Genomic DNA, 17,614 nt, shown 5'->3' with positions numbered 1-17,614 from the left:
ATTCAAAACGAACCGCGAAAATAGGACTGTAATGGCGCAACTTCAAGCGTTCCCGCTTTTAATGCCGCGATTGCGTGCACGGCGGCCCTGGCACCCGCCAAGGTTGTATAGTGTGGCACCCCATGCGTCAGGGCACCACGGCGGATGGCGAAGCTGTCGGCGACCGATTGCGGGGTGGAGGCGGTATTGACCACCAACTGCACCTCGCCCGAACGGATGGCATCGACGCAGTGCGGACGGCCTTCCAGGACCTTGTTCACCACGGTGACCGGGAAACCGGCTTCCCGGATGCGGGCAGCGGTGCCGCGGGTGGCCAGGATCGAAAACCCCATCTCATTAAGCCGGCGCGCCAGGGCGGGCAGACCCTTCTTGTCGGCATCCTTGATCGACAGGAACACCTGCCCCGCCATCGGCAGGATGATCCCGGCACCCAGCTGGGATTTCGCGAAGGCACGCTCGAAGCTGGAATCGAGGCCCATCACCTCGCCGGTCGATTTCATCTCCGGCCCCAGGATGGTGTCGACGTTGGGGAAGCGGGCGAACGGGAAGACGGCTTCCTTGACCGCGACGTGCGGGGCGATTGAGTCGTCGTCCAGCTTGAAATCGGTCGCCAGCTTCGCCCCGGCCATGACGCGGGCGCCGATCTTGGCGACAGGCACGCCGGTCGCCTTGGCGACGAACGGCACGGTGCGGGAGGCACGCGGATTGACCTCCAGCACGTAGATCGTGTCGTCCTTGATGGCGTATTGGACGTTCATCAGCCCGACGACACCCAGCGCCTTGGCCAGCGCCTCGGTTTCCGATTTCAGTTCGGTGATCATCGCCGGCGACAGGGAGTACGGCGGCAGCGAGCAGGCTGAGTCACCCGAATGGATGCCGGCTTCCTCGATATGCTCCATCACGCCGGCGACGTAGACGGTTTCGCCATCGCAAATGCAGTCGACATCCACTTCGATGGCGTCGTTCAGGTAGCGGTCGATCAGCACCGGGGTCTCGCCGGAGACGCGTACGGCCTCCCGTAGATAGCGGTTCAGGCCGGCGTGGTCGTAGACGATCTCCATTGCCCGCCCGCCCAGCACGTAGCTGGGGCGGATGACCACGGGAAAGCCGATGCGATCGGCGACCTGCACCGCTTCGTCCACCGACCGGACAATGCCGTTGTCCGGCTGCAGCAGGCCGAGGCGTTGCAGAAGCTGCTGGAACCGCTCGCGGTCTTCCGCCAGGTCGATGGCGTCGGCCGAGGTGCCGAGGATGGGGATGCCTTCACGGGACAGGGCCTGTGACAGCTTCAGCGGCGTCTGGCCGCCATACTGGACGATGCAGCCCAGGACGGTGCCGTTCTGCTGTTCGCGCCGGACCAGGGCGATGACGTCCTCTTCCGTCAGCGGCTCGAAATACAGCCGGTCGGAGGTGTCGTAGTCGGTGCTGACCGTTTCGGGGTTACAGTTGACCATGATGGTCTCGAACCCGGCTTCTTTCAGCGCGTAGGCGGCGTGGACGCAACAGTAGTCGAACTCGATCCCCTGCCCGATGCGGTTCGGGCCGCCGCCGAGGATGATGATCTTGTTCCGATCGGTCGGGTCGGCCTCGCAGACCGGCGTGCCGTATCCGCCCTCGAACGTCGAATACATGTAGGGGGTCTTGGAGGCGAACTCCGCGGCGCAGGTGTCGATACGCTTGTAGACCGGGGTGACGCCCAGGTTGGCGCGCGTGCTGGCAACTTTGGCCGGCGTTGTGCCGGCCAGTTGGGACAGCCGCTTGTCGGAGAAGCCCAAGGCCTTCAGGCGCCGCAGCGCACCCGCCTCGGTCGGCAGACCGGATGCGGCGACGTCACGTTCGGCGAGCACGATCCGTTCCAGTTCCCGCAGGAACCAGGGGTCGAATTTGGTGGCGTCGTGGATGTCCTCGACGCTGATGCCGGCGCGCAGGGCCTGTGCGGCCATCAGCAGGCGATCGGGCGTCGGAGAGGACAGAGCGGCTCTGAAAGCATCTGGTCCGCCGTCGCCGGGCGGTTCGATCTCGTCGAGTCCGGACAGGCCGGTTTCCATACTACGGAAACCTTTTTGCAGGGCTTCGGGGAAGGAACGGCCGATCGCCATCGCTTCACCGACCGATTTCATCGACGTCGTAAGCAGCGCCGGAGTACCGGGGAATTTCTCGAAGGTGAAACGGGGGATTTTGACGACGACGTAGTCAATGGTGGGCTCGAAGCTGGCCGGCGTGACCATGGTGATGTCGTTGGTCAGTTCATCCAAGGTATAGCCGACGGCAAGCTTGGCGGCGATTTTGGCGATCGGGAATCCGGTCGCCTTCGACGCCAGGGCGGAGGACCGCGACACCCGCGGGTTCATTTCGATAACGACCATGCGGCCGTCAACGGGATTCAGGCCAAACTGCACGTTCGATCCGCCGGTGTCGACGCCGATTTTCCGCAGACACGCGATCGAGGCGTCGCGCATAATTTGATATTCTTTGTCGGTGAGGGTCAGCGCCGGGGCGACGGTGACGGAATCGCCGGTGTGGATGCCCATTGGGTCCACATTCTCGATGGAGCAGATGATGATGCAGTTGTCGGCGCTGTCACGCACGACCTCCATCTCATATTCTTTCCAACCAAGAACCGATTCTTCGATCAGCACCTCGGTGGTGGGGGAGGCTTCCAGCCCGCCGGCGACGATCTGTTCGAATTCCTCCCTGTTGTAGGCGATGCCGCCGCCTGTGCCACCCAGGGTGAAGCTGGGGCGAATGACGGACGGCAATCCCGTCATCGCCAGCGCGGCCCGAGCCTCTTCGATGGTGTGGGCGATGGCGGAGCGAGGGGATTCGATGCCAATCTCAGCCATCGCATCACGGAATTTCAACCGGTCTTCCGCTCGGTCGATCACATCCGCCTTGGCGCCGATCAGTTCGACACCAAGCCGTTCGAGCGCGCCGCTGGCGTGAAGTTGCATCGCCGTGTTCAGCGCGGTCTGACCACCCATGGTGGGCAGCAGGGCGTCTGGTTTCTCTCGCGCGATGATCTTCTCGACGACGTCGGGCGTGATGGGTTCGATGTAGGTGGCGTCGGCAAGACCCGGATCGGTCATGATGGTGGCGGGATTGGAGTTGACCAGGATGACGCGATAGCCCTCGGCCTTCAGGGCTTTGCAGGCCTGGGCACCGGAGTAGTCGAATTCACAAGCCTGGCCGATGATGATCGGACCGGCGCCGATGATCATGATGGATTTGAGGTCGGTGCGCTTGGGCATGTCTGCGGCCTATGGCGAGGACGAATTAAAGGGTGCGGGTGGATTTACTGGTCTTGGTACCGACGGGCCGCGGCGACCCCTTTCGGGGTCAGTTCCAGGTGCCAGTGGCACTGTAGCGCGCCCTCCGGCAGGCGGATCGGTTCGCGGATCAGGCCGTCGCGCTGACAGGCCGCGACGACATCGCAGAACGTATCGATGCCGATCTCCTGACCCACCAGTTCCGCGAACCGAGCGTGGCCAGCCTCGATGTTCGGTTCGTTGATCTGGTGGCGGAAGGCGGTGATCAGCAGCAGGGCGGTGATGTCCATGTCACGTCCGCCGTTCCATCATCGCCACGAAGCGTTCGAACAGATAATGGCTGTCGGACGGGCCGGGACTGGCTTCCGGATGGTACTGCACGGAGAACGCCGGCCGATCGGTCGAGGCGATGCCCTCATTGGAGCCGTCGAATAACGACACGTGCGTCACCTTGGCGTTCGCCGGCAGTGATTCCGCATCGACCGCGAAGCCGTGGTTCTGGCTGGTGATCTCAACCTTGCCGGTGGCCAGGTCCTTCACCGGCTGGTTGGCGCCGCGATGGCCGCGGTCCAGCTTGTAGGTCTTCGCGCCCAGCGCAAGCGCCAGCAACTGGTGACCCAGGCAGATGCCGAATACCGGCACGCCGCTGTCCAGCACTTGCCGCAGCACCGGCACCGCGTATTCACCGGTCGCCGCCGGATCGCCCGGTCCGTTCGACAGAAAGACGCCATCCGGTTCGTGCCGTAGAATGTCCTCGGCCGTCGCCGTCGCGGGCACGACCGTCACCCGGCATCCGGCCGAGGCCAGGCAGCGCAGGATATTCCGCTTCGCCCCATAATCGACCGCCACCACGTGGTGCTTCGGCGCTTCTTGCCGGCCCGATCCGTTCGGCCAGGCCCAGGTGGTCTCGTCCCAGGTGTAGGACTGGCGGCAGGTGACGTCCTTCGCCAGATCCATCCCCTCCAGGCCCGGCCACGCGACGGCCTGGGCACGCAGGGCGGGCAGGTCGAACCGTCCGTCGGCGGGAAACGCCAGCACCCCGGTCGGAGCACCGCCGTCGCGGATGCGGATGGTCAGTGCCCGCGTATCGACACCGGCGATGCCGGTAATCCCCTGCGCCAGCAGCCATGCCTGCAGCGTCCGGGTCGAGCGCCAGTTGGACGGGTCGGTGATGTCCTGCTTCACCACCAGGCCCCGGGCGGCGATGGTCGTGGCCTCCATGTCGTCGGTGTTGGTGCCCACGTTGCCGATATGCGGGAAGGTGAAAGTGATGATCTGGCCGGCGAAGGACGGGTCCGTCAGGGTTTCCTGATAGCCGGTCATGCCGGTGCTGAAGCAGACCTCCCCCACCGGGCCGGTTGCCATTGTGTTCGCGCCGAAACCGCGGCCCCAGAACAGGGTTCCATCCGCCAGCACCAGGACGGCGGTGGCGCCAACAGGCACAGTGTCGGTCGTGTCGGGCATGATCGCACTCGCCTTGTTGGTGGCATCGGTTTGCAGGTCGGCCATGACCAGGCCGGTGGCGGCACTGACGGCCGGCCAGTGACGCGACGGTATCGCGCCGTTCTGACGCCATTTGCGCACAGCCTCGGTGCCCACGCCCGCCAAACGGGCAGCGGCATCCGCCCCACCCATCCGTTCTATGATATGGTCGATCGAGATAGCCATGCGTGGTAATGTAAGGGAAGTAATTTCCCACCGCAACCACGCCGTCGCAAGATTGGGAAATATTTTCCACCACCGCCGTTGCCGAGAGAGGAGGAACCGATGTACAAAACCCAACCCACCATGACCGGCGGATGCCAGTGCGGCGCGGTTCGCTATGCGCTGTTCGAGACGCCGGAGTCGACCGTCTGCCACTGCCGCATGTGCCAGAAAGCCGTGGGCGGCCCCTTCGCGGCGTTGTCCAAGGTGAAGACCGCGAACCTCACCTGGACCCGCGGCCAACCCGCCAGCTTTCAAAGCTCCTCCGCCGCCGAACGGCATTTCTGCTCGTCCTGCGGCACGCCGCTAACGTTCCATTACCTGGATGGCGACGCGATCGAGGTCACAACGGGCAGCCTCGATACCCCGGCCTCGGTGCCGATGACGAAAAACTTCGGCACCGAGGCCCGCCTGTCCTGGATCGGGTTGCTGGCACCCGGACAACGGCCCGACAGCCCTACGGCGGAAAATGCCACGCGAGAGGTCGTCAGCCGCCAGCATCCGGATCACGACACGCCGAACGACTGAAACACCGCGGCACAGCGTGCAGGACCGTCGCCTGCCGCCCCGCTACCGCCTATAGTGCAGGGACAATTTTTCGCGCAGGAGCGCTGCCATGACCCTGAGAGAAAGCCTCACCGAACAGGTCAAGCTGTCGATGAAAGCCGGGACCGCCGCTCGGACCTCCACGTTGCGCATGGTCATGGCCAAACTGAAGGACACCGACATCGCCGCCCGTCCCAAGGGCATTGACCAGGTTCCGGACGAGGAGGTCGTCGCCATGCTGCGCGGCATGGTGAAATCCCGCCGTGAATCGGTGGAGCTGTACACGAAGGGCAACCGCCCGGAACTCGCCGCCAAGGAGGAAGCCGAGATTGCCGTGATCGAGAGCTTCCTCCCCAGCCAGATGGACGAAGCCGCCATGCGCCAGGCCGTCACCGACGCCGTCGCGGAAACCGGGGCGGCCAGCATCAAGGACATGGGCAAGGTGATGGCCGTGCTGAGAGCCAAACACGCCGCCAGCCTGGACATGGCCAAGGCCGGCCCGATGGTCAAAGCCAGCCTGTCCGCCTGACCAGCCGCCGCGATGGCCCTTCCCGCCAGCTTCCTGGACGAGCTTCGAACCCGCACACCGCTGTCGGCGGTGATCGGGCGCCGGGTGAAGCTGGCTCGGTCCGGCAAGCAGTGGAAAGGCTGCTGTCCCTTCCATGGCGAGAAAACCCCCAGCTTCTATGTCTATGACGACGGCTATCACTGCTTCGGCTGCGGCGCGCATGGCGACGTGATCACCTTCGTCATGCAAAGCCAGGGCCTGGCATTCATGGAAGCGGTCGGTCAACTCGCGGCCGAAGCCGGTCTGGAGGTCCCCAAACCCACCCCGGAAGCCGCCGAGGCCGAACGGCGGCGCCTCGACGTGGTCGGGGTGCTGGAAGCGGTGCAGGTGCATTATCAGCGCCGCCTGGGTTTGCCCGAGGGCCGAGTGGGGCGCGATTATTTGCTGGGCCGGGGGCTGACGGAGGAGACGATCATCCGTTTCGGCCTGGGCTGGGCGGGCGAACGCGGCGCGCTGACGGCGGAGTTGTCACGGCAGGGGGTGGATAGCGAGCAACTGATCGATGCGGGGCTGCTTCGCCGGGATGAGGAAACCGGTCGGACGTTCGAACTGTTTTCTCAGCGGGTGATGTTTCCGATCCTGGACCGTCGCGGCACGATCATCAGCTTCGGCGGTCGCATCCTGGGGGCCGGCCAACCGAAATACGTCAACGGGCCGGAGACCGCGGTGTTCTCCAAACGCCGCAACCTGTACGGCTTGAACCTGGCTAGGGATGGGGTGCGCAACGGCGGGACGCTGATCGTGGTCGAAGGCTACATGGACGTCATCGCCACCGCCCAGGCGGGCTTTACCGCGGCCGTCGCGCCGCTCGGCACCGCGCTGACGGGGGAGCAACTGGAAGAACTGTGGCGTGTCTCGCCCACGCCGGTGCTGTGCTTCGACGGCGATGGGGCCGGCGCGCGGGCGGCGTCCCGGGTGATGGAACTGGCGCTGCCGATGCTGACGCCGGCGCGGTCATTGCGGTTCGCCACCCTGCCCGCCGGCGACGACCCCGACAGCCTGGTGCGCAAAGGCGGACCGACGGCGTTCCAGGCGGTGCTGGACGCCGCCCAGTCCCCGTCCGACGCGCTGTATGACATGGTGCGTGGGGAAATCGGCGACGCCACGCCGGAAAAGCGCGCGGCCTTTCGCACCCGCCTGATCGAGACCGCCGGCCGGATCGGCGATAAGGCGCTGGGTGCCGAATACCGCGGCGCCCTGCTGGACCGGTTCTTCGCCAGCCGGCCCCGCCCCGCGAAAAATCGAGGGCAGCAATGGGACAAGCGCCGTCCGCAGTTGGGTGTGACCTCCGGCCCGCGTATTCCCCGGCCGGTGCTGCACCAGGATAACGCGACCGCCGAACGGGCGCGAATCCTCACCGCGATCCTGCTGCGGCACCCATTTTTGCTGAACGACGTCGCCCAGGCCTACAATGCCCTGCCGGTCGATCCCCCCCTGATCCGGCTGCGCGATGCGATCGAACATTGGGCCGAATCCGCTGAAACCCTTGACTCTGCTGGGCTGATGGACCACCTCACGAAATCTGGATTTGAGCATGACGTTCAGCACGTCCTGGCAGCGGCACCCATGCCCTTGCCGGCGTGCGCCTCGTCGGATGCGATGCCAGCCGAGGCGGAATCAGGATGGTGGCATATTTTTGGCTTTCTCAATGTGGAACTTCTGCGCGAGGAAGTCGCTTTGGCTGAAGCCGATGCAGCCCGAAACCTGACGCCGGAGACGTGGCGCCGCCAGAAAGCGCTGGTCGAGGCATTGGCAAAAATTCGCAGCGGCGAGCCCGACGGGGTCGGTGCCGCCGATGTGTGATAAATGTGGGGTCGCGGCACGCGCGCGCCGTGACCCGTCGGATGAAGGAGTGCCCTGAGCGATGGCCACGAAGCCCATGGTCGCCGGCGATACCGCCACGGCGGAGCAGGATGCCGAGACAACCTTGCTGGACGTCACCGCCGCCGGTGTAAAGCGGCTGATCGCCAAGGGGAAGGAGCGCGGCTACATCACCTTCGATGAGCTGAACGCCATCCTGCCGCCGGAGCAGAACAGCTCCGAACAAATCGAAGACGTGATGGCCAATTTCTCCGAAATGGGCATCCAGGTCGTCGAGAGCGAAGAGAACGAGGACGGCGAGACGCCGGTCGCCAAGGTCGAGAAGGCCGAGGAAGAGGAAGCCGAGGAGCAGACCGGCAACGTCGATGAGGCCAGCCTGGGCCGCACCGACGATCCCGTGCGCATGTACCTGCGCGAGATGGGCAGCGTTGAACTGCTGTCGCGCGAAGGCGAGATCGCCATCGCCAAGCGGATCGAAGCCGGCCGCGACATGATGATCAACGGGCTGTGCGAAAGCCCGCTGACCTTCAAGGCGATCATCACCTGGCATGAGCAGCTCAAGGCCGGGCGGATGCTGCTGCGCGACATCGTCGACCTGGAAGCCACCGATGTGGCCGGTGCGCCGGTCGCGGAGGGCGGCGAGACCGTGGAACCCAGCGGTTCGGATAACTTCGCCGCCAACGACGACATGGACGGCGACGATGAGGACAGCGGCCCCAGCATGTCGCTGTCGGCGCTGGAGGAGAAGCTGAAGCCCGAAGTGCTGGCCAATTTCGAGGAAATCGAGAACCAGTACAAAAAACTGCACAAGATGCAGCATCGCCGCCTGGAGACCATCACCAGCGGCGAGGAGATGAGCACGCGCTCCGAAAAAGGCTACGAGAAGATCCGCGAGGAACTGGTCGAGAAAGTCGGTCAGGTGCAGTTGCACAACAACCGTATCGAGGAACTGGTCAGCCAACTAAAGCTGCTGAACCAGCGGCTGACGACGCTGGAAGGCCAACTGATGCGCATGGCCGAAAGCTGCAAGGTGAACCGCGAGGACTTCCTGAAGCACTACCGCGGCGCGGAACTCGATCCGAACTGGCTGGATCGTGTCGGCAAGCTGACCGGCAAGGGCTGGAAGGTGTTCGTCATCAAACATCCCGACGACATCGCCAAGATCCGCGGCCAGATCGGCGCGGTCGCGAACGATGCCAGCCTGCCGATCGCCGAGTTCCGCCGGGTCTACATGACCGTCTCCCGCGGTGAGCGCGACAGTGCCCGTGCGAAGAAGGAGATGATCGAGGCGAACCTGCGCCTGGTGATCTCGATCGCCAAGAAATACACCAATCGCGGCCTGCAATTCCTGGATTTGATCCAGGAAGGCAACATCGGCCTGATGAAGGCCGTCGATAAGTTCGAGTATCGGCGCGGCTACAAGTTCAGCACCTACGCGACATGGTGGATCCGCCAGGCGATCACCCGCTCGATCGCCGACCAGGCGCGCACCATCCGCATCCCGGTGCATATGATCGAAACGATCAACAAGCTGGTGCGCACCTCCCGGCAGATGCTGCACGAGATCGGCCGCGAGCCGGCGCCGGAGGAACTCGCCGACAAGCTGGGCATGCCGCTGGAGAAAGTGCGAAAAGTCCTGAAGATCGCCAAGGAGCCGATCAGCCTGGAGACCCCGATCGGCGACGAGGAAGACTCGCACCTCGGCGACTTCATCGAGGACAAGGCCGCGGTGATCCCGCTGGACGCGGCGATCCAGGCCAATCTGCGCGAAGCCACGACCCGCGTGCTGTCGTCACTGACGCCGCGCGAGGAACGCGTCCTGCGCATGCGCTTCGGCATCGGCATGAACACCGACCACACGCTGGAAGAAGTCGGGCAGCAGTTCAACGTGACCCGCGAACGTATCCGCCAGATCGAGGCAAAGGCGCTGCGGAAGCTGAAGCACCCGAGCCGGAGCCGGAAGCTGCGGAGCTTCCTGGACGACTAGGCTTCACGCGCGCGAGCGGATTTGGCCGTACGCCTCCAATGCTCGGGCGCGGCCGATTGCCAGGTCCACGATTGGGTTCGGATAGGTTTTTCCTAGGGTAACGCCAGCATTGGCCAGGGCCTCGGCCGGTGCCTCCCATGGGGCGTGGATGTGGCGTGGGCCCAGGCGATCCAGTTCGGGGACGAAATGGCGAATATAGTCGCCGTCGGCGTCGAACTTCCGGCTTTGCAGGATCGGGTTGAAAATCCGAAAATATGGGGCGGCATCGGCGCCGCAGCCGGCGACCCACTGCCAATTGCCGGCGTTGCTGGCCAGGTCGGCGTCAACCAGCGTGTCCCAGAACCAAGCCTCGCCGTCCTGCCAGGGGATCATCAGATGTTTGACCAGGAAGCTGGCGACGATCATGCGCACCCGGTTGTGCATCCAGCCGGTTTGCCAGAGCTGGCGCATCCCGGCGTCGACAATCGGCACGCCGGTCCGGCCCTTTTGCCATGCCACCCGGCCGGGCTTGTCGTTGCGCCAGGGCATCCGCTCGAATTCCAGACGCAGGGGAGCATCGGGCAGGCCGGGATTGTTCCATAGCAGGTTGGCGCAGAACTCACGCCACAGCAGTTCCCGGATGAACATCTCGCGGCCTTTGCCGGCCTGGTGGCGATGGGCCATGTGCCAGAGCTGGACGCCGGAAATCTCGCCGAAGTGCAGGTGTGGCGACAGCATGGAGGTTCCGTCGTCGGCGGGATGATCCCGAGCATCGGGGTAATGGGTTAGGCCGTGGGCGAGGAATGCTTCGGTTCGTGCGATCGCGCCGGCCTCACCCGGCGTCCAGGTGTCGCGCAGGCCGGCGGCCCAATCCGGTTTCGTCGGTAGAAGGTTCCAGTCTTCCAGGCGGTCGGATTTCGGGGCGTCCGCGGTGGGGATTTTGTCCGGCGCGGGCAATGGCAATTTCGGGCCGCCCAAGGCCAGGCAGGCGTTGGCGAACGGTGTGTAGACGCTATAGGCGGCGCCGGTTTTGGTGCGCACCGAGTCGGGATGGAACAGCGTCGTGGTGCGCATCTGGCGGAGTTTTCCATCCAGGGCTTTGACCGCTTCCTGGTTTACCTGGCGAGCGCCAGGGTCGGCGGAGCCGCCGGTGAAGATCTCGGCGGCGCCGGTTTTCCGGGCGATTTCGGTGATGGTCGCGACGCTGTCGCCACGACGGAGGGTCAGATGGCTGCCAACACCCGTCAGCGCCTGGGCCAAGGCAGCGAGGCTATGGTGCAGCCACCAACGCGAGGCATCGCCCATGGCCCAGCGGTCCGCCGTGTCGTCCAAGATGTAGACGGGCAGTACCGGACGGCCCGAGTCGACGGCGGCGTGCAGGGCGGCGTGATCGGCCAACCGAAGGTCGTTGCGGAACCAAACGATCACGGGGGCATTCGTCATGGGCGGCTTACAGTTTAAATTGCCACCGTACTACGAATGAACACGATCGTCGGATCACCTGCGCTTCAAGTGAAACCGCGCAGATAATCGGCGATGACCACGGCATCCTTGGCCACGCATGCGACGTAGCCGTCCGGACGCACCAGCCACAGGCCGCCGCTGGCGAATGGCGGCCTGACCGTCGGTTCCAGCAGGTTCTGATACGTCTGCAACAACGCCGACACCGCCTCACCAGGCGCCGCGAACAGCGCGAAGCGTGGTGTGCTGCCCGCCCCGACCGGGGTTTGTCCAGCAACCGGCGCTGCCCGTTCGCCGGGAGCGGGGCCGCCGAGTCCGTGCGCGGACGGACCGTTCAGCGGGCTGTCTGGATAGCCCAGGGTTACCTCCGCCATCGTGTCCGCCATCCGGTGCCGCACCGGCGACAGGCCGAACAGGAAGCCGGCGGCCAGGTTCCTGACCATCTGCGCCGTGTGGTTCTTCATCACGGCGATCGCGGTCAGGCGGCCGGCGTTGGCGAGCACCTGCTCACCGATGGCACTGCGTTCGACGCTGAAGCTGTCGAGCAGTTTCTCCGAACCGCCGGCGCCGTGACAGACAAGGGCGAGTTTCCAGGCCAGGTTGATGGCGTCGTGCATGCCGGTGTTCATGCCCTGGCCGCCAGCGGGACTGTGGACATGGGCGGCGTCGCCGGCGACGAAGACCCGGCCGGATCGGTAGTCCTTCACCTTGCGCTCATTGATCCGAAAGCCTGCCAGCCAGATCGGATCGGACAGGCGCAGACCGCCGGGGCCGCGACGATCGACCACGGCCTGGACCTGATCCAGGGTCGGATCGGACGGATGGTCGCCTTGCGAGCGACCGATATCGGCGATGATCCGATAGCGGCCCGGGGCAATCGGAAACTCCGCCAGCACGCCGTCTTCGTGCCAATAGACCGCGATTTCCGAGTCCGGTATCGGCAGCCCCGACATGTGGATGTCCGCCAGGATCCAGTCGGTCTGCAGGGTATCGCCGAGAAACGACAGGCCGAGCGTGTGGCGGACCGTGCTGTGGGCGCCGTCGCAGCCGATCAGCCAGGCGGTTTGCAGTGTTTCCTCGTGGCCGTCGGCATGCCGCAAGGTTGCGGTGACCGCATCGCCCTTGTCGGCGAACGTCATGAGTTCGACCTGGCGTTCGACCTTGACCCCCAGGGCGGCCAGATGTGTCTCCAGCAGGCGCTCGGTTTCCGATTGCGGCAACATCAGCGCGTAGGGGTAGGGACTGGCCACGTCGGCGAAGGTCACGTGGCCGATGGTCTTGTTGCCGGCGACGATGTTGGCGGCGTCCACCTTATGGCCGGCGGCTATGAAGGCGCTGCCGCATCCCGAGCGATCCAGCAATTCCAGGGTGCGGCTCCATAGCACCAGCGCCTTGGATTTGTCTGTCCGCTGTGCCGCTTTCTCGACGATGCGCACCGACACACCGTAACGCGCCAACTCCGCCGCCATGGTCAGCCCAACCGGGCCGGCACCGGCAATCAGAACCTGCGTGCTCATGGACTTCCTCCGCTCTTTCGAACCCGCCAACTGTAGCCTAACCGGCCAATCCCTGCTTACCTATTCAACATGGACAAAGACCTACCGATCGTCGACGCTCACCACCATCTGTGGGACCTCGAAGCCGCCATCCGCTACCCCTGGCTCGTGTCGGGGGAGCATGGCTGGCTCGGTGATTATTCCCGCATCCAGCGCACCTACCTGCCGGCGGAATACCGGCGCGACACCGCCCTGCACAACGTCATCGCCACGGTCCACGTCGAGGCCGAAGCGGACCGCAGCCAGCAATTGGCGGAAACCGAGTGGCTGACCCGCATCGCCGCCGAGACCGGCATGCCGAACGCCATCGTCGCGCATGCCTGGGTCGACACGCCCAATGCCGAGGACATCATCGCCGCGCAGGCCGCCAATCCGCTGGTGCGCGGCATCCGCACCAAACCGGTAATCGCGAGCGGTCCGAACGACTCGGTGCGCGGTGAAAAACGCAGTCTACAAGACCCTGTTTGGCGCAAGGGCCTCGGCCTGCTGACCAAATACAACCTGTCCTGGGACCTGCGGGTGCCTTGGTATCACCTGGAAGAAGCCGCCGAGGTCTGCCGCGAACATCCCGACCTGCGCATCGTCCTGAACCACACCGGATACCCGCTGGATCGATCCAAGGAACAACTGGCAGCGTGGAAACGCGGGATGGAGGCACTGGCATCGTGCCCGCATGTCTGGTGCAAGATTTCCGGCCTGACGGTGAAGGGCAAGCCGTGGACATTGCAGGTCAATGGTTCGGTGATCCGCGAAACGATCGGCATGTTCGGCGTGGACCGCTGCATGTTCGCCTCGAACCACCCGGTGGACGGCGTGAAGGCGAGTTGGGACTGGATCTATTGCCAGTTCAAATACGTCACGGCGGGTCTGCCGGATGAGGACCGCCGGAAGCTGTTTGCTGGGAACGCGTTGGCGTTCTACCGGATCTCGCTTCCCCGCTCTGATTGATATTCGTCTTACCGCGTCTTAAACCTGCTTCCATGGAAACCACCCGGCTCTCCTCCAAGGGTCAGATCACCCTGCCCAAGGCGGTGCGGGATCTGCATCGGTGGGAACCCGGCACCGATTTCATCGTGGAAGACACGGGGGATGGCGTCCTTCTGCGGCCGATCAAAAAGGGTCGGGTCACACGGCTGGAAGATGTGGCCGGCTGCCTGAAATACGATGGCCCAGCACGAACGGTCGAAGAGATGAATGCCGCGATCGAAGCGGAGGTCTGTGCTCGGCATGCTCACGATCGATACTGACCTCGTCGCCCGCCTTCTGGCGAAGGACGGTCTCGGACAATACAAGCGGGCGCTTCACCCGGACATCTTTGGGGCCGCCCTAGGAGATAATGAGACGGGCTAACTGGCGACCAGTCCAGCCGGGGGCGATGTTGCCGACGAACAACAATTGGCCGAGGGTACAGTTCCAGTTGTTATTGCAGATACAAACTGGTCAGGAGAAAGATAGCGAATACAATGGCGAACAATAGTGCCCCCCGCGCCAACCCGGCCCCAAATTCATTCCCTGCATGGCGTTTGCGGAATGGCACGACGAACGCCACGGATGACGCTATAGAAAACGCGTCGTCATCCTGCGAGCGCTGGGAATGGTGGTGCGCCGTGGTGGTGGTTGTCTCAGTTGCAGCAGAATTCGCGCTTGCGAGCGTCCACCCCTCCTACGACTCGTTGTGGAATAGGTGGGGCTCAGCGGCGGCGGACGCCCTCATTGCCATCGGTATCGTTGGAGAAGTTCTGTTTGGCAGGATGGACGGACGGTATCAAACCGAACTTCGAAGGCGGTCAACTGTTAAATTAGCTGAGGCTGTCCAGGTGGCCGCAGCAGCAGAAGTACGCGCGGCTGAGGCCAACGCGAGGTCTGCCGAGGTCGATCTCAAGCGAACAGAGTTAGAGGCCAGATTACAGCCCCGCATGACCGACCAAAGGCAATTTGACCTGATTCAAGAGTTGCGTGGCAAGCTGCCCGAAATTTCCATCATCCACAATGCAACAGCAGAACCTCGCTGGTTCGCGAACTCATTACGGGATGCATTTTTCATTGCTGGCATACGAGTCGGTGTATATCGGCTTGCCTCCGACAACCCGACAGAGGGCGTCTTTATATACAGCACAGGTTCGCAAGGAGCGCATCTATCGGATGTCGGCAACGCGTTGGTTGATCTGTTTCGAGGAACCCAGACGCCTGTTGCGATATTAACCGGCATGCCCGTTGGGGTTTCTAATGTACCGCTTGAGTATCCCGCCATTATCATCGGCGAAAGATTCTCAGTGCTGCCGCCCCACATTGCTAAGGCAATGCAAATGGCCGATGCGGCACATGCAGAGATGAAACGCCAAGGCCTCCCATAAAGAGGATTCTATTGCGATTTGAAGTATCCGTCAACCTCCGGATAGTCGCCAAGGCGAAACCAAAATCCGCCAGGCGTTGGCATGGCACCAGGCCGGCATGGATTTTCGCCGAAGCGCTGCATCTGGCCTCCAGTTCCCGGGCAACGCGGTTCGCAACCTTCGACCGCCACATGATCAAAGCCGCAAAACCGCTCGGCCTGGCTGTCTCATCGCCCTGATTTGCGCTGACCGCCTCTCCGTTCTATCCCGCTTCCAATAACCGGGAGGAACGACAATGGATCTGAACCTGCGCGGCCGTACCGCGCTGATCACCGGCGCTTCCAAGGGCATCGGCCTTGCCAGCGCCGAGTGTCTTGCCGCCGAGGGCGTCAACGTTATTCTGGTGTCGCGCACGCAGTCTGATCTCGATGCCGCGCGCGAACGTCTTGCCGGCCGGTATAACGTCAACGTTCAGGTGCATGCCTACGATCTGTCCGACAGCCGCAACGTCGATCGTTTGGCGGAACAGCACGCCGATATCGACATCCTGGTGAACAACGCCGGCGCCATCCCCGGCGGCGACCTGCAACAGATCACCGAGGACCGCTGGCGCACCGCCTGGGACCTGAAAGTCTTCGGCTACATCAACATGTGCCGCCGCTTTTACGCCGAAATGAAAACGCGGAAGCGGGGCGTGATCATCAACATCCTCGGCATGGCCGGCGAGAAGATGGACCGCACCTACATCGCCGGGTCCACCGGCAACGCCGCGCTGATGGCGTTCACCCGGGCGCTCGGTGGTTCAGCGGGCGATGACGGTCTTCGCGTCGTCGGCATCAACCCAGGCGCGATTGCCACCGATCGGCTGGTGACCTTGATGAAAACACGGGCGCAAAACCAGTTCGGCGATGAAAACCGGTGGGAGGAGTACACCAAGCCGCTGCCCATGGGCCGCGCCGGCACACCCCCGGAAATCGGCACGATGGTCGCGTTCCTGGCCTCGGACTTGTCGGCTTACACAACCGGGACGATCATCACCATCGACGGCGGCGCGGCCAATCGCGGGCCGATGTTCTGAAAAGGCTCGAAGCATGGACCTGCAAGACAAAGTCGCCGTCATCACCGGCGGCAGCGGCGCGATCGGAGCGGCCTCTGCACACCGCATGGCCCAGTCGGGCGCGAAGATCGTCGTCGGCTACAACAGCAAACCTGACCAGGCCGAGAGCGTTGCCAAGTCCCTGCCCGGCTCCGGCCACCGCGCCATGCGCATCCCGATGCTGGAAACGCCGCTGATCCGCGAAGCTGCCGCTATCGTGGAACGCGAATACGGGCGCTGCGACGTGCTGGTGAATTCCGCCGGCTTCACCCGCATGATCCCGCATGCCGATCTGGAAGCGCTGACCGACGACCTGATCGACTCGATCTTCGCCGCCAACGTGCGGGGTCCGTTCGCGACAATACGAGCATTTGCGCCGTTGATGAAACGGTCGGGCGACGCGGTGATCGTGAATATCTCCAGCGTAGCCGCGATTGTCGGCACCGGCAGCAACATCGCTTACGGGGCCTCCAAAGCGGCGCTGGATACCATGGCGCTGTCGCTTGCCCGTGTGCTGGGGCCGGAAATCCGCGTCCTGACAGTATCCCCCGCGGCGGTAGACACAGCCTTCGTCCCCGGGCGTACCACGGCAATGGTCGAGCGGGTCGCCGCCACCACGCCGCTGAAACGCGTCGTCCAGGCCGACGAAGTCGCCCAAGCGGTGATGGCCGCGGTGGTCCACCTGACCTCCTCCACCGGTTGGATCATCCCAGTCGACGGCGGAAAACTGGTGGGCTGAGGTTGGCCTCGGCGCCATCCCCTGGCATGCTGCCCGTATCAACGTAACGGAGAGACCGATGAGTGAGTGGGTGCGGGTAGCCGCGAAGAGCGACGTGGCGGAGGGCGCATGCCTCGGCGTCCGGGCTGGCGGCAAGGAAGTCGCCATCTACCATCTGCCAGGCGGCGAATTTTGCGCGACCGACAACGTCTGCTCCCACGAATACGCGCTGCTGTCGGACGGCTGGCTGGAAAACGGCTGCATCGAATGCCCGCTGCACGCCGCCCAGTTCGACATCCGCACCGGCAAGGCCATGTCCGCCCCGGCCGATGAGGACATCGCCGTCTACCCCATCAAGGCGGAGGGCGACGACCTGCTGGTGCAAATCCCGGGATGATCTGAGGATGCCTAACTCCCCGACCACGGTGATTTCACCATTGTCCTATCGTCATGGCCGGGCGTGTCCCGGCCATCCGCGCTTCGTCCGCCGGTGCGAAGATGGCCGGGACGCGCCCGGCCATGACGGTAAGGCAACGGCATGGGCGAGGCCAACGGTGGGGACGATACGGCCATGGTGAC

At 64.1% G+C, this 17,614-nt stretch carries 15 protein-coding genes; 10 read left to right on the top strand and 5 right to left on the bottom strand.

Annotated features, from left to right (window positions below):
* Positions 1–2 precede the first annotated feature (2 nt).
* Genes carB through carA form a run of 3 tightly spaced genes read right to left on the bottom strand, consistent with a single transcriptional unit; the run spans position 3 to position 4,934 of the window.
* Positions 3–3,248, bottom strand: a complete 3,246-nt coding sequence (carB, locus tag GSQ89_RS21095) for a carbamoyl-phosphate synthase large subunit (RefSeq protein WP_158928885.1) — start codon at positions 3,246–3,248, stop codon at positions 3–5.
* A gap of 44 nt (positions 3,249–3,292) precedes the next feature.
* Positions 3,293–3,556 (bottom strand): hypothetical protein, encoded by a 264-nt coding sequence (locus tag GSQ89_RS21090; RefSeq protein WP_158928883.1) that lies wholly within the window; start codon positions 3,554–3,556, stop codon positions 3,293–3,295.
* Between the two features lies 1 nt (position 3,557).
* The gene (gene carA / locus GSQ89_RS21085) at positions 3,558–4,934 is read right to left on the bottom strand and encodes a glutamine-hydrolyzing carbamoyl-phosphate synthase small subunit (RefSeq protein ID WP_158928881.1); all 1,377 of its coding nucleotides are present in this window, start codon (positions 4,932–4,934) and stop codon (positions 3,558–3,560) included.
* Positions 4,935–5,033: 99 nt separating this feature from the next.
* On the opposite strand from carA, the gene GSQ89_RS21080 reads away from it, so the two are divergent.
* The 4 genes from GSQ89_RS21080 to rpoD all read left to right on the top strand — a co-directional run bounded on the left by GSQ89_RS21080 (position 5,034) and on the right by rpoD (position 9,892).
* On the top strand, positions 5,034–5,498 hold the full coding sequence (locus GSQ89_RS21080; RefSeq protein ID WP_158928879.1) for a GFA family protein: 465 nt from the start codon (positions 5,034–5,036) through the stop codon (positions 5,496–5,498).
* An 88-nt stretch (positions 5,499–5,586) separates the two neighbouring features.
* Positions 5,587–6,045 (top strand): GatB/YqeY domain-containing protein, encoded by a 459-nt coding sequence (locus GSQ89_RS21075; protein WP_158928877.1) that lies wholly within the window; start codon positions 5,587–5,589, stop codon positions 6,043–6,045.
* A 12-nt stretch (positions 6,046–6,057) separates the two neighbouring features.
* Positions 6,058–7,887: a DNA primase gene (gene dnaG, locus GSQ89_RS21070; protein WP_158928875.1), complete on the top strand. Its 1,830-nt coding sequence runs from the start codon at positions 6,058–6,060 to the stop codon at positions 7,885–7,887.
* 61 nt (positions 7,888–7,948) lie between these two features.
* Positions 7,949–9,892 carry an RNA polymerase sigma factor RpoD gene (gene rpoD, locus GSQ89_RS21065; protein ID WP_158928873.1) on the top strand — a complete coding sequence of 648 codons (1,944 nt, stop codon included), beginning with the start codon at positions 7,949–7,951 and terminating at the stop codon, positions 9,890–9,892.
* A gap of 3 nt (positions 9,893–9,895) precedes the next feature.
* Here rpoD and GSQ89_RS21060 read toward each other — a convergent pair whose 3' ends face one another.
* Together GSQ89_RS21060 and GSQ89_RS21055 are read right to left on the bottom strand one after the other, a co-directional pair.
* On the bottom strand, positions 9,896–11,314 hold the full coding sequence (locus tag GSQ89_RS21060; RefSeq protein ID WP_158928871.1) for a deoxyribodipyrimidine photo-lyase: 1,419 nt from the start codon (positions 11,312–11,314) through the stop codon (positions 9,896–9,898).
* Between the two features lie 65 nt (positions 11,315–11,379).
* Positions 11,380–12,849, bottom strand: a complete 1,470-nt coding sequence (locus tag GSQ89_RS21055; protein ID WP_158928869.1) for an FAD-dependent monooxygenase — start codon at positions 12,847–12,849, stop codon at positions 11,380–11,382.
* A gap of 69 nt (positions 12,850–12,918) precedes the next feature.
* Between GSQ89_RS21055 and GSQ89_RS21050 the strand changes: the two genes are divergently transcribed.
* The 6 genes from GSQ89_RS21050 (at position 12,919) to GSQ89_RS21025 (ending at position 17,432) form a co-directional block, all read left to right on the top strand.
* Entirely contained in the window at positions 12,919–13,836 is a 918-nt protein-coding gene (locus tag GSQ89_RS21050) for an amidohydrolase (protein WP_158928867.1), read from the top strand.
* Between the two features lie 32 nt (positions 13,837–13,868).
* Positions 13,869–14,135, top strand: coding sequence for an AbrB/MazE/SpoVT family DNA-binding domain-containing protein (locus tag GSQ89_RS21045; protein WP_158928865.1), 267 nt, complete (start codon positions 13,869–13,871; stop codon positions 14,133–14,135).
* Between the two features lie 216 nt (positions 14,136–14,351).
* Entirely contained in the window at positions 14,352–15,242 is an 891-nt protein-coding gene (locus tag GSQ89_RS21040) for a hypothetical protein (protein ID WP_158928863.1), read from the top strand.
* Between the two features lie 274 nt (positions 15,243–15,516).
* Positions 15,517–16,299: an SDR family oxidoreductase gene (locus GSQ89_RS21035; RefSeq protein WP_158928861.1), complete on the top strand. Its 783-nt coding sequence runs from the start codon at positions 15,517–15,519 to the stop codon at positions 16,297–16,299.
* A gap of 13 nt (positions 16,300–16,312) precedes the next feature.
* Positions 16,313–17,056 carry an SDR family NAD(P)-dependent oxidoreductase gene (locus GSQ89_RS21030; protein ID WP_174254903.1) on the top strand — a complete coding sequence of 248 codons (744 nt, stop codon included), beginning with the start codon at positions 16,313–16,315 and terminating at the stop codon, positions 17,054–17,056.
* A gap of 58 nt (positions 17,057–17,114) precedes the next feature.
* Positions 17,115–17,432, top strand: a complete 318-nt coding sequence (locus GSQ89_RS21025) for a non-heme iron oxygenase ferredoxin subunit (protein ID WP_158928859.1) — start codon at positions 17,115–17,117, stop codon at positions 17,430–17,432.
* Positions 17,433–17,614: the final 182 nt, after the last annotated feature.

Source organism: Acidisphaera sp. S103 (assembly GCF_009765975.1).
GTDB lineage: Bacteria > Pseudomonadota > Alphaproteobacteria > Acetobacterales > Acetobacteraceae > Rhodopila.
Note: the sequence above shows the minus strand (reverse complement) of the source record. Positions and strands in the feature narration are given on the sequence as shown.

Excerpts from the sequence above, each read along its gene's own strand:
- carB (WP_158928885.1), bottom strand. The coding sequence starts at position 3,248 with ATGCCCAAGCGCACCGACCTCAAATCCATCATGATCATCGGCGCCGGT.
- GSQ89_RS21090 (WP_158928883.1), bottom strand. The coding sequence starts at position 3,556 with ATGGACATCACCGCCCTGCTGCTGATCACCGCCTTCCGCCACCAGATC.
- carA (WP_158928881.1), bottom strand. The coding sequence starts at position 4,934 with ATGGCTATCTCGATCGACCATATCATAGAACGGATGGGTGGGGCGGAT.
- GSQ89_RS21080 (WP_158928879.1), top strand. The coding sequence starts at position 5,034 with ATGTACAAAACCCAACCCACCATGACCGGCGGATGCCAGTGCGGCGCG.
- GSQ89_RS21075 (WP_158928877.1), top strand. The coding sequence starts at position 5,587 with ATGACCCTGAGAGAAAGCCTCACCGAACAGGTCAAGCTGTCGATGAAA.
- dnaG (WP_158928875.1), top strand. The coding sequence starts at position 6,058 with ATGGCCCTTCCCGCCAGCTTCCTGGACGAGCTTCGAACCCGCACACCG.
- rpoD (WP_158928873.1), top strand. The coding sequence starts at position 7,949 with ATGGCCACGAAGCCCATGGTCGCCGGCGATACCGCCACGGCGGAGCAG.
- GSQ89_RS21060 (WP_158928871.1), bottom strand. The coding sequence starts at position 11,314 with ATGACGAATGCCCCCGTGATCGTTTGGTTCCGCAACGACCTTCGGTTG.
- GSQ89_RS21055 (WP_158928869.1), bottom strand. The coding sequence starts at position 12,849 with ATGAGCACGCAGGTTCTGATTGCCGGTGCCGGCCCGGTTGGGCTGACC.
- GSQ89_RS21050 (WP_158928867.1), top strand. The coding sequence starts at position 12,919 with ATGGACAAAGACCTACCGATCGTCGACGCTCACCACCATCTGTGGGAC.
- GSQ89_RS21045 (WP_158928865.1), top strand. The coding sequence starts at position 13,869 with ATGGAAACCACCCGGCTCTCCTCCAAGGGTCAGATCACCCTGCCCAAG.
- GSQ89_RS21040 (WP_158928863.1), top strand. The coding sequence starts at position 14,352 with ATGGCGAACAATAGTGCCCCCCGCGCCAACCCGGCCCCAAATTCATTC.
- GSQ89_RS21035 (WP_158928861.1), top strand. The coding sequence starts at position 15,517 with ATGGATCTGAACCTGCGCGGCCGTACCGCGCTGATCACCGGCGCTTCC.
- GSQ89_RS21030 (WP_174254903.1), top strand. The coding sequence starts at position 16,313 with ATGGACCTGCAAGACAAAGTCGCCGTCATCACCGGCGGCAGCGGCGCG.
- GSQ89_RS21025 (WP_158928859.1), top strand. The coding sequence starts at position 17,115 with ATGAGTGAGTGGGTGCGGGTAGCCGCGAAGAGCGACGTGGCGGAGGGC.